Origin of the sequence: Rhizobium sp. CCGE531 (genome assembly GCF_003627795.1) — a bacterium.
In the GTDB taxonomy this organism is placed as follows: domain Bacteria; phylum Pseudomonadota; class Alphaproteobacteria; order Rhizobiales; family Rhizobiaceae; genus Rhizobium.
Window position 1 is genome coordinate 3,490,262 of record NZ_CP032684.1, and the last position, 15,181, is coordinate 3,505,442.

Here is a 15,181-nt window from a genome sequence, read left to right on the forward strand (position 1 = left end):
TGATGCCGAAAAGTGTAGGCGGTTTTCGGACAACATCATGCTCTGCTTCTTTAAATTCTGGAGCGGATTCAGATTTTAGGTCGATACGACCTAAAATCATCCGACTCCAGCGAAGGGCCCGGAAAATCCGGGCCCTGATGGTTTGACTGCTTGTGACTTACTGCTGCGGCTGCGCGTCGGGCGCTGCCGCACCATCGGCAGGAGCGATGGCGTCATCGGCCGGTGCTGCGTCCTGCTGCTTCTGCGCATCGTCATAGGCCTTGCTGAGGGCCGGGTCGTTGATGACGACCTTGGTATCCTGCTTGGCCTTGTTCAGAAGCTCAAGATACTTGTCGCGCATGACGAGCTGACGAACCTGGTCCTTGACCTGCTCGAACGGCGGCGGCGGAGCGTTGCGCTTGTCTTCGACCTTGATGACGTGCCAGCCGAAATCGGACTTGACCGGCGTCTTGGTGTAGGTGCCGACCGGAAGGGCGAAAGCCGCATCCTCGAATTCCTTGACCATGCGGCCATGGCCGAAATAGCCGAGATCGCCACCATCGGCCTTGTTCGGGTCGGTCGACTTTTCCTTGGCGAGTGCGGCGAAGTCCTTGCCGGCGTCGAGTTCCTTGATGATTGCCTTGGCCTCGTCCTCGGTCTTTACGAGGATATGACGGGCATGAACTTCTTCCTGCTTCGGCAGGGCCGCGACTTCCTTGTCGTAGCGGGCCTTGACTTCGTCATCGGTGATCTTGTCGGCGACATGGGCCTTGAAGAAGGCATTGTGCAGCTCGCGGTCGCGCAGGTAGGCCATGTGGGACTGGAAGTCCGGCGTCTGGTCGAGCTTTTCGGCGGCGGCCTGCTGCGACAGCAGCTTCACGTCGATCGAAGCGGAAAGTGCTGCGACCTTCTTCTGGTCGTCCGGCAGTTGGCCGAGCTGAGGATCGAGGTTGGCGATCGCCAGATTGAGTTCGGACTGATGGATTTCGACATCGCCGATCTTGGCGACAACGGGGTCCTTGGCATCGGCTGCGAAGACCGGAGCCTGGAAGGTAACGATTGTTGCGAAAGCAACCGCAGCAAGCTTGTTATACTTCAACATAAAATAACCCTTCGGTGATCTCGACCGGCTCGACAGATGCGAATCCGGCGGGAAAAAGCCTTCAGCAGGAGAATGTGGCCTTTCTGTATCGGCCAAATCCCGTTGACATCAATCGACCCCCCTCTTATCTGTCACGCAACCTCGCGTCCAGAACAGTTTCCGGCCGTTTCGTGCTAAACTCCCGTTTTTTTCGGGAAGGAGCAAAGCAGAAAACGGCCGGATGAAATCTCAGAAAGGACCAGTCACATGGTCAGCCTAGGTGGAATTGCCCGCAAGTTGTTCGGCTCGTCCAACGACCGCAGGGTCAAATCGTTCCAGCCGCAAGTAGACGCAATCAATGCGCTCGAGCAGCAGATGCAGGCGCTGTCCGATGAAGCTCTGGCCGCCAAGACGGTTGAGTTCCGCCAGCAGCTCGCAGACGGCAAGGCGCTCGACGATCTTCTCGTGCCCGCCTTCGCTGTTGCCCGCGAAGCGTCGCGCCGGGTTCTCGGCATGCGGCCTTTTGACGTGCAGCTTGTCGGCGGCATGATCCTCCATTCCAACGCCATCGCCGAAATGAAGACCGGTGAAGGCAAGACCCTCGTTGCGACGCTGCCGGTCTATCTGAACGCGCTGGCCGGCAAGGGCGTGCATGTCGTTACCGTCAACGACTATCTGGCACAGCGCGACAGCGCCACGATGAGCCGCCTTTACGGCTTCCTCGGCCTGACGACGGGCGTCATCATCCACGGCCTGTCGGACGAAGAGCGCCACGACGCTTATGCCTGCGACATTACCTACGGCACCAACAACGAGCTCGGCTTCGACTATCTGCGCGACAATATGAAATACGAGCGCGCCCAGATGGTCCAGCGCGGCCACAACTTCGCGATCGTCGACGAAGTGGACTCGATCCTCGTCGACGAGGCGCGCACGCCGCTGATCATCTCCGGCCCGCTGGACGATCGTTCCGATCTCTACACCACGATCGACGCCTTCATCCCGCGCCTGTCGAAGGACGATTACGAGATCGATGAAAAGCAGCGCTCGGCGAACTTCTCCGAAGACGGCACCGAGAAGCTGGAAAACATGCTGAACGACGCCGGCCTGTTGAAGGGTGAATCGCTCTACGACATCGAAAACGTCGCGATCGTCCATCACATCAACAACGCGCTCAAGGCGCACAAGCTGTTCCAGCGCGACAAGGACTATATCGTCCGCAACGGTGAAGTCGTCATCATCGACGAATTCACCGGCCGCATGATGCCGGGCCGCCGCTATTCCGACGGCCAGCATCAGGCCCTGGAAGCCAAGGAACACGTGCAGATCCAGCCGGAAAACCAGACGTTGGCGCAGATCACCTTCCAGAATTATTTCCGCATGTACGGTAAGCTTGCCGGCATGACTGGTACGGCGGCGACGGAAGCGGAAGAATTCGGCAACATCTACGGTCTCGACGTCATCGAAGTGCCGACCAACCTGCCGATCCAGCGTATCGACGAGGACGACGAGGTCTATCGTACGCATACCGAGAAGTACAACGCCATCATCAACGAGATTCTTGATGCGCATAAGCGCGGCCAGCCCGTGCTGGTCGGCACGACGTCGATCGAGAAATCCGAACTTCTCGCCGATCTCATGCGCAAGCGCGGCTTCTCCGACTTCCAGGTGCTGAACGCCCGCTATCACGAGCAGGAAGCCTACATCGTCGCCCAGGCCGGCGTTCCCGGCACCGTCACGATTGCCACCAACATGGCGGGACGCGGTACCGACATTCAGCTTGGCGGCAACCTCGAAATGCGCGTCGAGCGCGACCTGCACGAAGTTGAGCCTGGCCCCGAGCGCGATGCGGCCATTGCCAGGATCGCCGAGGAAATCAAGGAGCTGAAGCAGCAGGCGCTTGCCGCCGGCGGTCTCTATGTCATCGCCAGCGAGCGCCATGAAAGCCGCCGTATCGACAACCAGCTTCGCGGCCGTTCCGGCCGTCAGGGCGACCCGGGCCGCTCGAAATTCTACCTGTCGCTCCAGGACGACCTGATGCGCATCTTCGGCTCCGACCGCATGGACGGCATGCTGCAGAAGCTGGGTCTCAAGGAAGGCGAGGCCATCGTCCATCCCTGGATCAACAAGGCTCTGGAACGCGCCCAGAAAAAGGTCGAAGCCCGCAACTTCGATATCCGCAAGAACGTTCTGAAGTACGACGACGTGCTGAACGACCAGCGCAAGGTCATCTTCGAGCAGCGCGTCGAGCTGATGGACGCGACGGACCTCACCGAAACCGTCGGCGATATGCGCCACGATGTCATCGAGGATCTCGTTTCGAAGCATATTCCCGAGCGCGCCTATGCCGAACAGTGGGATGCCGAAGGCCTGAAGACTGGCGTCGCCAATTTCTTCGATCTCGACATGCCGGTTCATGACTGGGTCAAGGAAGAAGGCATCGCCGAGGACGACATCCGCGCACGCCTGACGGAAGCCGCCGAGAAGGCAGCGACCGAAAAGGCCGAGCGCTTCGGCCCCGAGATCATGACCTATGTCGAGCGCTCCATCGTGCTGCAGACGCTGGACAATCTCTGGCGCGAACACATCGTCAATCTCGACCACCTGCGTTCGGTTATCGGCTTCCGAGGCTACGCCCAGCGCGATCCGCTGCAGGAATACAAGGCCGAGGCTTTCGAGCTGTTCCAGGCACTCTTGAACAACCTGCGCCAGGCCGTGACAGCCCAGCTCTCTCGCGTCGAACTCGTACAGCAGCCGGCCGAGCCGGAAACGCCGCCGATGCAGGCCCGTCATATCGACGCGACGACCGGCGAGGACGAATTCTCCCCGTTCGCTCTTGCGAGCGAAAGCGCGACAGCGCCGGAAAATCGCGACCCGCGCAATCCGGCGACCTGGGGCCGCGTCGGCCGCAACGAGGCATGCCCCTGCGGCTCCGGCAAGAAGTACAAGCACTGCCACGGCGCCTTCGAAAGCAGCGAAGTCGTCTGAGCCTCATTGGCTGATAGCAACGACAAAATGCCGCCGTTTGGCGGCATTTTTGTTTTCCGACGTCAAGGATTGCGCCAAGCTAAGGCGGCAGCGGCCCATCGAGCTCAGATAGCGGAATGCGGATCTTCGCTGTAGAGATGGATCGGATAGCCGGGGCCGATGACATCAAGCACCCGATCGAACCATGCCGTGAGCGCTGGATAATCGGCGAGAGCAAAGCCGCAATCCGCAGCCCGATGGGCATAAGCATAAATTGCTATATCCGCGATCGAAAACTCATCTCCGGCGAGGAACGGCGTGGTCTTCAGTCCACGCTCGAGCGCCGCAAGCGCACGAAGGCTGCCCGCGCGCTTGGCCTCCGTCATGACGGCATTGAGTTCGAGCCGTCCCGTCAAGGTCCAGAAGCGCAGCGTGCCGATGACCGGCTCGACGTGATATTGCTCGAAGAACAGCCACTGCATGACCTTGGCGCGCCGATAGCGGTCTGTCGGCAGAAATCGTGTGCCTTCGGCGACATAAGTGAGGATCGCGTTCGATTCGGCGATCGTGCGCCCATCCTCCAGTTCGAGAACGGGAATACCGCCAGCGGGATTGAGAGCGAAAAAGGCATCCGTGCGCCCCTCGCCTTCGAAAATCGACACCTGGCGGGTTTGGTATGGAATATCAAGCAGCCCGAACAGTACCCTGGCCTTCCAGCCATTCTGCGATGGCAGGTAATCGTGGAGCGTGAGCATGGGATCCTCCGTTGGCACGCGATCGATTCTACATCTCGGCTAAATGTCCGCCACCCGTTTCCTGCGGCGGGAGCGCGACATCATAGCCATGAGACCCGCCGCATCCCAAGGTTGCCTCGAATTCCCTCGGCGGGCAATTCTTCGCAGCTTACGGATGATTTTTGCAGGCCGGAAGAACCTATTCTTAACCCTCCTCTGCCAAGACTACCGCGAGGTTGGGATCATACTTAAAGTATTGCGTATCGATCATGGCGGTCTTTCAAACAGCGGAGAGAATGTTGCCGTCCGCATTGCGGACCGCGCTATCGCCGTATCTGCGCAAACTCGCTGCCCTCTTTGCCGGGCAGGACGAAAAGGCCGCTTCACAGCGCATGGCGCTGATCGCCTTCACGATCCGCATCGCGGGCGCCGCCCTCGCCTTCCTGTCGCAGATCATCCTTGCCCGCCTGATGGGCCGGTTCGAATACGGCGTTTTCGTTTTCGTCTGGGTGTTGATGATCCTTTTCGGCAATCTTGCCTGTCTCGGCTTCCCGACCGCCATCATCCGCTTCCTGCCGCAGTACGATGCCAGCGGCAATCACGATGCCATTCGCGGCCTGAACGCCACGGCGCGCCTGTTCGTGGTGGCCGTCTCCGGCACGCTGGCACTGATCGGCGCATTCCTGATCTATGTCTTCCGCGGCATGATCGAAGATTATTACATCCTGCCGATCTTCCTCGGGCTGATCGCCGTGCCGATGATCGCCCTGGGTGATGTTCTCGATGGGACGGCGCGTGCAAAGCACTGGCCGGTCATGGCCCTGAGCCCAACCTTCCTGATCCGTCCAACGCTGATATTGCTCTTTATGGTCGCAGCCGTCCTTGCGGGAGCGCCGCGCGATGCGGTCACGGCCATGACGGCAGCCCTGGCCGGTGCCTTTACCAGCGTGCTGCTGCAATATCTGGTTGTGACTCTCCGCCTGCGCCGCCATTATCCCGGCGGCCCGAAAGCCACGGAATTCAACGCGTGGTTCGCCGTCGCCTTTCCGATCTTTCTTGTCGAAGGCGTGGGCTACCTCCTCACCAATTCCGACGTCGTGGTGGTCGGGATCTTCCTCGATCCGGATCAGGTCGCCGTCTATTTTGCCGCCGCCAAAACCATGGCGCTGGTTCACTTCGTCTATTTCGCCGTCAAGGCCGCGATCGGCCCGCGTTTTGCCGCCATCCTGGCGGAAGGTGACCGAAGCAAGCTTGCCGCCTTCGCCGCCGATGCAACGCGTTGGACCTTCTTTCCGGCACTCGCCGTCGGCCTCGCCGTCCTGGCCGCGGGTCAGTTCTTGCTGTCGCTCTTCGGCGCCGCCTTCACCGATGGCCAGATCGTCATGGCGATCCTGCTTGCCGGGATCCTCGCGAGGGCATTGGTTGGTCCCGCCGAAGTGCTCCTGACCATGGCCGACAAGCAGATGCTCTGCGTTTATCTCTATGCAGCGGCACTCGTCACCAATATCGGCCTGAACGCTATCCTCATCCCGCATCTCGGCATTGAAGGGGCAGCCATTGCCGGCGCCGCCGCCATGGCGGTCGAGGCGCTGCTTCTGCACATCGCCGTCCGCCACGCGCTCGGCATCACCCTGTTCGCCCTCATCCGGCGCCCCGCAACGCCACCGGCAACGAGGGCTCTCTGATCATGGCACGCCCTCCCTACACCGAAAGCACCGACAGCCAGGTGAACGCACTGACGCACACGCTCGCAGCGCTGCATTTCGAAACGCCGAAGGCCGAGGCCCGGGTCGAGATCGGCCGCGCCGGCCGCGAACTCTGCCTCTATCCGGGCAAGCTCGGCTACGAGCTGCAGGACGAGCTGGACTTCCTGTCCAACCGCGCCATGGAGCCGAACGTCTTCTTCTCCGGGCGCTTCCTGGCGCCCGCCATGCCGCGCCTCGAGGACCGGCAGGTGCGCCTGGCGCTGATGCGCGACAACAGCAGCACGCGCAGCCGCATCCGCCTGCTGATGCCCTTCACCGTCGACAAGCCGGGCTTTGCGATCGGCCCCTCGATCATCCGCGTCTGGTCGAACTCCTTCGGCCCGCTCGGCACGCCGCTGCTCGATGCCGAGGATGCCGGCGAGAGCCTCGATAATCTTTTCGAAGCGCTCTCCCGGCAGGACCTGCGCCTGCCGACGACGCTCGTGCTGCCGGATGTGCGCCTGAATGGCCGCTTCGTTCAGATGGCGAAAGCCATCGCCATCGGCCGGAACCTGCCCATCGCGGTTGCCAATCCTTTCCAGCGCCCGATGCTTCAGAGCAACGACGACGCGCTCGCCTATCTCAAGCGGGCGATCTCCAGCGCGCATTTGCGCGAAATGCGCCGGCAATGGCGGCTGTTGGAAAATGAGGGCGAGATCAGCTACAGCGTCGCGCGTCAGCCGGGCGACGTACACACGCGCATGGAAGAGTTCCTGGCGATCGAGGCGAGCGGCTGGAAGGGCAAGAAGCGGTCGGCTCTCGTCACCGATCGCCATCATGCCGCCTTCGCCCGCGAAGCGATCTCCAATCTTGCGGCCATCGATGCGGTGCGTATCCACACCATCGACCTCGACGGCAAGGCCATCGCCTCGATGATCGTGCTGATGATGGGTGGCGAAGCCTATACGTGGAAGACCGCCTATGACGAGGCCTATGCCCGCTTTTCGCCGGGCAAGCTGCTGATGGGCGAACTGACGGAATGGCATCTCGACGATGCCAACGTCGTCCGCTCCGATTCCTGCGCCGTGCCGGACCATCCGATCATGAGCCGCTTCTGGCATGAGCGCGAGGACATGGGCACGCTGATCGTCGGCCTGACGCCGAACGGCGACCGCGATGTCCGCCAGGTAACCACGCAACTGCACATGTACCGCAGCACCCGCAACATGGCGAAACTGCTGCGCGAAAAGATCCTGTCGCTTACGAAGCGCTAACTTCAGCCATCGCCCGCTCGCGCAGCAGGCGGCGGATCACCTTGCCCGAGGTCGTCAGCGGCAGCGCATCGACGAATTCGATCTCGCGCGGATATTCATGCATGGAAAGCCGGGTCTTCACCCACTCGCGGATCTCGGCCGCCAGTGCTTCGCTCGGCTCACGGCCAGGCACGAGAACGACGTAAGCCTTGACGATTTCCGTTCTAACCGCATCCGGTTTGCCCACTGCCGCGGCAAGCTGCACGGCCGGATGGCCGCCAAGGCAATCCTCGATCTCGCTCGGGCCGATGCGATAGCCCGACGAGGTGATGACGTCATCGTCGCGCCCTACGAAGGAAATGTAACCATCCGCATCCTGCCGGCCGATATCGCCGGTCAGCAGCCAGTCATTGGCAAATTTCGCCTCAGTTGCCGCCTCGTTCTGCCAGTAGCCGAGGAACATCACCGGATCGGGCCGCTTGATCGCGATCTGCCCGCTCTCCCCAACCGGAACTTCGACGCCATCGGCATCGACGATCGCGACACGATGGCCAGGCACGGGCTTGCCGGTCGCGCCGGCGCGGCTGACGCCGAAGGCCTCGCTGGAAGAGAGCACGAAATTGCACTCCGTCTGACCGAAGAATTCGTTGACGCTGACACCGAGCGCCGACCGCACCCATTCGAAGGTCTCCCGGCCGAGCGCCTCGCCGGCCGACCCGATGGTGCGAAGCTTGAGATCATAATGGGCGCGCGGATTGTCCACGGCCTTCAAGAGCCGCAGCGCCGTCGGCGGGATGAAGGCATTGCGCACCTCCATCTCGGCCGTGATGCGGAAGGCCATATGCGGATCGAACTTCTGCGCCGGCGAGGAAACGACGGGGACACCGAGCATCAGGCTCGGCAGCAACGCATTCAGGAGCCCGCCGGCCCAGGCCCAGTCCGACGGCGTCCAGAGCCGGTCGCCAGCCTGCGGAAAGCCCTCATGGGCGAACTGCATACCCGGAATATGCCCCGGCAACACACGATGGCCATGCAGAGCACCCTTGGGCGGCCCGGTCGTGCCCGAGGTGAAAATCATCAATGCGGGGTCGTCCGGGCCGGTGTCGGCCACCTCGAACAAGGGCGGATGCGCCGCGACCAGATCGGCAAAGCCGGCGACGCCATCCTCGGCGCCGTCAATGCTGATCACTTGCGCAAGTTCCGGCAGCCGGTGCCTGATCGAACGCAGCCGCTCGAGGCCGAACCGGTTGGTGACGATGGCCGATGCCCCGGCCGCCTTCAGCCGGTATTCCAGCGCCTCGCCGCCGAACAGCAAAGCCAGCGGCAGGGCGATCGCCCCCATCTTGTAGATCGCCACATGCGCCACGACCGTCTCGAAACTCTGCGGCAACAGCAGCGCCACCCGATCTCCGCGACGCACGCCGAGAGCGACAAGCGCATTGGCGAAAGAGGCCGAACGATCGCGCAACTCGCCGTAGGTCATGGAACAGTGATTGCCGTCGGGATCGAAATGCTGGAGGCAGACCCGATCGGGCTCACGCTCGGCCCAGGCATCGCAGACAGCATATCCTATGTTGAATTTCGCCGGAATTTCCCAACGAAAGTCGCAATAGAGGGCTTCATAAGTATCACGCGGGGGCAATTTCATGCGCAGTTCCAGAAAATTGTGCGGTGCAGCTAACACCTGTCGCCCGCAGGGTTCAAGGAAACATTTGAGATTGCCGATACCCACCCTGCCAGGTCACCGTCATTTAGTGCACGAAGGACCACCCTTCTTCGGAGCGAAACACCAGCCAAAACTTGCCATAGATATTCGCCTCAGGCACGAAGCCGACATCGAAGCGGCTATCGTTGGAATTGTCGCGATTGTCACCCAGGACGAAATAATAACCTGCAGGCACTGAATACTCGCCTGTGTTGTCCCCCCGCGAGTTGGGCGATTCATCCAAAGTCCGATAGCGAACCCCGTTGTCCAGCACCTCGCCGAAAACGGGGAATTCGCCACGATCCAGACCATAGTTCGTCACGATGGTACCCTCGTCATCGCGCGGCACCGCCTGTCCATTAATGAAAACAATTCCGTTTTTCATCTGGATGCGGTCACCGGGAAGCCCGATAACACGCTTCGCGTAGTCCACGTTCGGTGTGGCCGGAGGCGCGAGGATGACGACATCCCCTCGCTGTGGCTTAGGCCCGAACAATTTCGGCGGCAGCCAATCGGGTCTAAACGGGAAAGAGTAGCGACCATAGCCATAATTGAACTTCGTCACGAAAGCGTAGCTGCCGGGCATAAGCGTCGGCATCATCGAACTAGAGGGGATCGAAAACGGTTGGACAATGAATGCCCGAATGAAGAATGCGACGGCGATGGGAAAAAGCCAAAAAACCAGCGCTATATTGTACCAACGCGCGAACCATCGATGTTGCCAGGCAGCGCCCCCTCCCCGCGCCAACCAATAGCCATGAACACAACCGACCAAATTGAAAGGAACGGCTACCAAACCAGCAGCCGCGGCCAATGCGAGCTGAGGCATTGCAAGAATAACCAGAAAGCCGACAAGGTTGGTAACCAACAGATAGGCTATCGCCATACGTCCCCGGCCAAGATAGGCCGTGACGATGGCAGGTCCCAGAAGCAGGCCGATGACAGCGGCGGCGAGCGGACGGCGGTCGTGGAAGAAGCGGAAAAAACGCATGGAAAGCCTCAAATTGATGAGGCGCTATAGTTACACAACCAGTAACTGCATTTGAATTGTCGAGATATGACAATCCCCAAGCTAGACCCGCGTCGATCCGCGGCAGCTTTTCGAGCAACCGCGAATTATTGAGCTATCGGCAAAGCCCTGCCCTGCTAATCTCCGTGTGATACAATATCATTCCTCTTCCCAAGCGAGGCGGAAGCCCTTGCCCACCGGATATCCATAACAAGATGGAGAATAGCGATGGAATACGTAAAGCTTGGCCGGACCGGTCTGGAAGTCTCACGCATCTGCCTGGGTTGCATGACCTATGGCGATCCCGACAAGGGCACACATGCCTGGTCGTTGAAGGAGGAGGAAAGCCGGCCGCTGCTGCGCCAGGCGATCGAGGCCGGCATCAATTTCCTCGATACGGCCAACACCTATTCCAACGGCTCCTCGGAGGAGATCGTCGGGCGCGCCATCAAGGATTTCGCCCGCCGCGACGATATCGTGCTCGCCACCAAGGTCTTCAACCGCATGCGCCCCGGCCCCAATGGTGCCGGCCTCTCGCGCAAGGCGATCTTCGATGAGATCGACAACAGCCTGCGCCGCCTCGGCACCGATTATGTCGATCTCTACCAGATCCATCGCTGGGACTATACGACGCCGATCGAGGAGACGCTGGAAGCGCTGCATGATGTCGTCAAGGCCGGCAAGGCCCGCTATATCGGCGCCTCCTCCATGTATGCCTGGCAGTTCGCCAAGGCGATCTACACCTCTCGCCTCAACGGCTGGACCGAATTCGTCAGCATGCAGGACCATCTGAACCTGCTCTATCGCGAGGAGGAGCGTGAGATGCTGCCCTTCTGCGAGGATCAGAAGATCGCCGTCATCCCCTGGAGCCCGCTCGCCCGCGGCCGGCTTACCCGCGATTGGGATGAGGCGACGGCCCGCACGCAATCCGACGAATTCGGCAAGACGCTCTACACCCAGGCGCTGGAAGCCGACCGCAAGATCGTCGATGCCGTCGGCACCATTGCCAAGGCGCGCGGCATCCCGCGCGCGCAGGTGGCGACCGCCTGGATCCTGCAGAAGAGCGCCGTCACCGCGCCGATCATCGGCGCTTCCAAGCCCGGCCACATCACCGATGCCGTCGCCTCCCTGGAGATCAAATTGACGCCGGAAGAAATCGAGGCGCTGGAGAGCCCCTATGTCCCGCACGGGGTTGCCGGGTTCAAGTGATCGGAGAATTGGGGCTGGTCAGGTTGGGCTGGCGATGCCGCAGCTACGTGCTTGGTCCCTCGCCCCAACCCTCTCCCCGCATATGCAGCAGGGCAATCGCATTTTGAGGCACATCGGCGCCGCAAGTTCCTTCTCCCCGAGGGGAGAAGGGGTTGGTGGGGAAGTTCACGAACCGGTCACAGTTGAGGCTTAGCAGGTCAGGGTTCCCTACCCCGAGGATGGTATCTGATGATCACGGTTCCCTTCGAAGCGCGGCGCTTTCAGTCGACCGCGGCCTATTACCTGCGTTATCGCATCCCCTATCCCGACAGGCTGATTACCCGCATTGCTGAGCGCAGCGGCCTGAAGCCCGGTGGCCATGTGCTCGATCTCGGCTGCGGCCCCGGCCAGCTCGGTATCGCGTTTGCGCGGCTACAGGGCGCGGCCGTCACCGCCATGGATCCGGAGCCGGAAATGCTTGCCGAAGTCGAGGCCGGCGCGCGCAAGGCCGGCGTCGATATCACCATCCGGCAGGGCTCCTCCTACGATCTCGGCTCCGATATCGGCCCTCTGCACCTCTGCATCATGGGCCGCTCGTTCCATTGGATGGATAGGCCGGCAACGCTCGAAGCGCTGGATAGGCTGATCGAGCCCGGCGGCGCGGTCGTCCTCTTCCACGATAAGGGCATCCTGGCGGAGCCGAACTGGCGCGGCATTCTTGAGCCGCTGATGGAAACCTATTCACCCGAGCGCAGCGCGGAGCGGCAGATGCGCCAAAGCAGGGAATGGGCACCGCATGAAGCCATGCTGCTCGCCTCCCCTTTCCGCAATCTCGAACGCATCGGCATCATCTCGGAATACACCAGGGATATCGAGGAGATCGTCGGCCGCATCTTCTCGATGTCGTCGACCTCGCCACAGGCGCTCGGCGACAAGGCGGCCGATTTCGAAGCGGCCCTGCGCGCCGAACTGCTGGCGGTCGCGCCCGACGGCAAATTCAAGGAGATCGTCGAGGCGAACGGGCTGCTCGCCTTCCGCGAATAGATCGGGATCAGCCGTTGCTTTCACTTGGCGGCGGCGACAGCTCCCGCCGGGTCGCAGACAGGAATTCCTGCGACAGCTCGGAATTGTCCATCGCCCGCGCCAGGACGACGGCGCCGACCATGGCCGAGAGGCTGGCAAAAGCCTTGCGACGGCGCTCCTCCGGCGTTTCGCCGGGAACGATCTCTTCCAGTACCTCGACCAGCCCCATCAGGCCGCCGGTGAAGGTGGATTGCATCTCGGGACCATGGCGGCTGACCTCCTGCGTCAGTGCCGCGAAGACGCAGCCGGTCGCATGCTCGACGACGTTGCGATGCGAGAGATAGTGGGCAAGCAGCGTTTCCAGCGGCTGATCGGGCGAGCTTGCCGCCACTTCCTTCCAGCGCTCCAGCGAGCGCGCCACCAGCGCCTTGCTCGCCTCGGAGGCGAGCTCGTCCTTCGAATCGAAATGGCCGTAGAAGCCGCCATGCGTGAGCCCGGCCGCCTTCATGATCTCGGCGACGCCGATGCCGTCGAAACCCTTCTCGCGAAAGAGCTCGCCCGCCACGGCAAGGATCTTCTCGCGATTCTCGGCGAATTTCTCCCGGCTCACTCTCATCAAAAAACTCCATCAGAGCATCAATAAATCTGCATTGACAATTTATATGATGAGCATCATCAATACGCAACAAATATGATAGCAATCATGTAAATGCCTTTACACAAACGTTCAAGCCGGGAGGACGGCTTGGCGCTAGAAGTGGACACGGTACCCTCGCCCATCCATCATCAAGCGTTTTCACAAGCTCTCCCGATCCTGACGCCAAGACACGCAACCTTATCGGAACGCACCTCATGGTCTCAACTGCCCTTGCTTCGACGCTCGCCCGGCGCAACATCCATTACGGATGGGTCGTCGTCGGCGCCACCTTCCTCACCATGCTGGTCACCGCCGGCGCCATGGGCGCGCCCGGCGTGCTCATCAAGCCGCTGGAGGACGAGTTCGGCTGGAGCACGTCGTCCATCTCCTCGGCGCTCGCCGTGCGGCTGTTGCTGTTCGGCCTGATGGGTCCCTTCGCCGCCGCCTTCATGAACTATTTCGGCGTACGCAAGGTCATCGTCTTCGCGCTGGCGACCATCGCCGTCGGCTTCATCGGCTCGCTCTTCATGACCGAGGTCTGGCAGCTGCTTTTGTGCTGGGGCATCATCATCGGCTTCGGCACCGGCCTCACAGCCATGGTGCTCGCCGCAACCGTGTCGACGCGCTGGTTCACCAAGCATCGCGGCCTCGTCATCGGCATGCTGTCCGCCAGCTCGGCGACGGGACAGCTCGTCTTCCTGCCGCTGATGGCGGAGCTGACGACGCGCTACGGCTGGCGCACCACCGTGATCTTCGTCTGCGGCATGATCGCTGTCGCCGCCCTCATCGTGCTGCTCCTGATGCGTGACCGCCCCTCGGACGTCAACCTGCCGCTGGTCGGCGAGATCCACATCACACCTCCGCCGCCGCCCACGAAGAACCTGAAGGCCGCGCTCGCCTCGCCCCTGTCGATCCTGCGGGAGGTGTCCACGACCTCGACCTTCTGGATCCTCTTTGCCACCTTCTTCATCTGCGGCCTGTCGACTAACGGGCTCATCCAGACGCACTTCGTCACCCTCTGCGGCGATTTCGGTATCGTGCCGGTGGCGGCCGCCAGCGTGCTCGCCGTCATGGGCATCTTCGATTTCTTCGGCACGATCGGCTCCGGCTGGCTCTCCGACCGCTTCGACAATCGCTGGCTGCTTTTCTGGTATTACGGACTGCGCGGCCTGTCGCTGGTTTACCTGCCCTTCAGCGACTTCACCTTCTACGGCCTGTCGATCTTCGCTGTCTTCTATGGCCTCGACTGGATCGCCACCGTGCCCCCGACCGTCAAGATTGCCGCCGACCGCTTCGGCCGCGAAAAGGCCGGGCTCGTCTTCGGCTGGGTCTTCGCCGGCCACCAGCTGGGTGCGGCCACCGCCGCCTATGGCGCCGGCCTGACCCGCACGGAGCTGAACACCTACCTGCCCGCCTTCTTCGTCGCCGGCGCCTTCTGCCTGCTCGCCGCGATCCTGGCGATCACCCTGCAAAAGTCCGGCGCCACCACCAAGGGCCCGGCCATGGCGCACTAAACCGAGCCCGGAAAGAGCAAAAAGCCCATGGCGTCCACCGACGCCATGGGCCAAACCGCAACCCTGCGGAAACACTCGCAATATCTGCCGACCCCGGCTTGCGCGCCCCGCCGATCACATGCTAGACAGCCGCCTCGTCAGTACCCCGTTGCCCCATTGGCGGAATTGGTAGACGCGCTCGACTCAAAATCGAGTTTCGAAAGAAGTGCTGGTTCGACTCCGGCATGGGGCACCATCTTATCCCATCGACAAAACTTTAATCGGCTTGAAACATGCCGTCGTGCATCGCAGTCAATCGACCTCATTGCGTCGGCAACGCAACCATGTCGCTAATTTTGAGTACAGATCCCTTGAAGGGCTCGACTTTAACGCGATTAATGGCATAGTCCGCTCGCAAACGGGACAT

11 protein-coding genes and 1 tRNA gene are annotated in these 15,181 nt (G+C 61.4%); 7 read left to right on the forward strand and 5 right to left on the reverse strand.

Annotation, left to right across the window (positions count from 1 at the left end; translation table 11 throughout):
* Positions 1-157: 157 nt before the first annotated feature.
* Positions 158-1,081 (reverse strand): peptidylprolyl isomerase, encoded by a 924-nt coding sequence (locus tag CCGE531_RS17005; RefSeq protein ID WP_120665307.1) that lies wholly within the window; start codon positions 1,079-1,081, stop codon positions 158-160.
* Between the two features lie 246 nt (positions 1,082-1,327).
* Between CCGE531_RS17005 and secA the strand changes: the two genes are divergently transcribed.
* On the forward strand, positions 1,328-4,048 hold the full coding sequence (secA, locus tag CCGE531_RS17010; RefSeq protein WP_120665310.1) for a preprotein translocase subunit SecA: 2,721 nt from the start codon (positions 1,328-1,330) through the stop codon (positions 4,046-4,048).
* Between the two features lie 104 nt (positions 4,049-4,152).
* Here the strand turns inward: secA and CCGE531_RS17015 are convergent, their stop codons facing one another.
* Positions 4,153-4,782 carry a glutathione S-transferase family protein gene (locus CCGE531_RS17015; RefSeq protein ID WP_120665313.1) on the reverse strand — a complete coding sequence of 210 codons (630 nt, stop codon included), beginning with the start codon at positions 4,780-4,782 and terminating at the stop codon, positions 4,153-4,155.
* 248 nt (positions 4,783-5,030) lie between these two features.
* On the opposite strand from CCGE531_RS17015, the gene CCGE531_RS17020 reads away from it, so the two are divergent.
* Positions 5,031-6,446, forward strand: coding sequence for a lipopolysaccharide biosynthesis protein (locus CCGE531_RS17020; RefSeq protein ID WP_120665316.1), 1,416 nt, complete (start codon positions 5,031-5,033; stop codon positions 6,444-6,446).
* A 2-nt stretch (positions 6,447-6,448) separates the two neighbouring features.
* Entirely contained in the window at positions 6,449-7,720 is a 1,272-nt protein-coding gene (locus tag CCGE531_RS17025; protein WP_120665319.1) for a GNAT family N-acetyltransferase, read from the forward strand.
* Here CCGE531_RS17025 and CCGE531_RS17030 read toward each other — a convergent pair.
* Positions 7,707-9,347, reverse strand: coding sequence for an AMP-binding protein (locus CCGE531_RS17030; RefSeq protein WP_120665322.1), 1,641 nt, complete (start codon positions 9,345-9,347; stop codon positions 7,707-7,709). The genes CCGE531_RS17025 and CCGE531_RS17030 overlap by 14 nt on opposite strands.
* Before the next feature lie 103 nt (positions 9,348-9,450).
* Positions 9,451-10,395: a signal peptidase I gene (lepB, locus tag CCGE531_RS17035; RefSeq protein WP_120665324.1), complete on the reverse strand. Its 945-nt coding sequence runs from the start codon at positions 10,393-10,395 to the stop codon at positions 9,451-9,453.
* A gap of 246 nt (positions 10,396-10,641) precedes the next feature.
* Between lepB and CCGE531_RS17040 the strand changes: the two genes are divergently transcribed.
* Positions 10,642-11,622, forward strand: coding sequence for an aldo/keto reductase (locus tag CCGE531_RS17040; protein ID WP_120665326.1), 981 nt, complete (start codon positions 10,642-10,644; stop codon positions 11,620-11,622).
* A 228-nt stretch (positions 11,623-11,850) separates the two neighbouring features.
* Positions 11,851-12,645: a class I SAM-dependent methyltransferase gene (locus CCGE531_RS17045; protein WP_120665329.1), complete on the forward strand. Its 795-nt coding sequence runs from the start codon at positions 11,851-11,853 to the stop codon at positions 12,643-12,645.
* 7 nt (positions 12,646-12,652) lie between these two features.
* Here CCGE531_RS17045 and CCGE531_RS17050 read toward each other — a convergent pair whose 3' ends face one another.
* On the reverse strand, positions 12,653-13,240 hold the full coding sequence (locus CCGE531_RS17050; protein WP_120665332.1) for a TetR/AcrR family transcriptional regulator: 588 nt from the start codon (positions 13,238-13,240) through the stop codon (positions 12,653-12,655).
* 236 nt (positions 13,241-13,476) lie between these two features.
* Between CCGE531_RS17050 and CCGE531_RS17055 the strand changes: the two genes are divergently transcribed.
* Together CCGE531_RS17055 and CCGE531_RS17060 are read left to right on the forward strand one after the other, a co-directional pair.
* Positions 13,477-14,775 (forward strand): MFS transporter, encoded by a 1,299-nt coding sequence (locus CCGE531_RS17055; RefSeq protein WP_120665335.1) that lies wholly within the window; start codon positions 13,477-13,479, stop codon positions 14,773-14,775.
* 150 nt (positions 14,776-14,925) lie between these two features.
* Positions 14,926-15,010: transfer RNA gene (locus CCGE531_RS17060), tRNA-Leu, on the forward strand.
* Positions 15,011-15,181 lie beyond the last annotated feature (171 nt).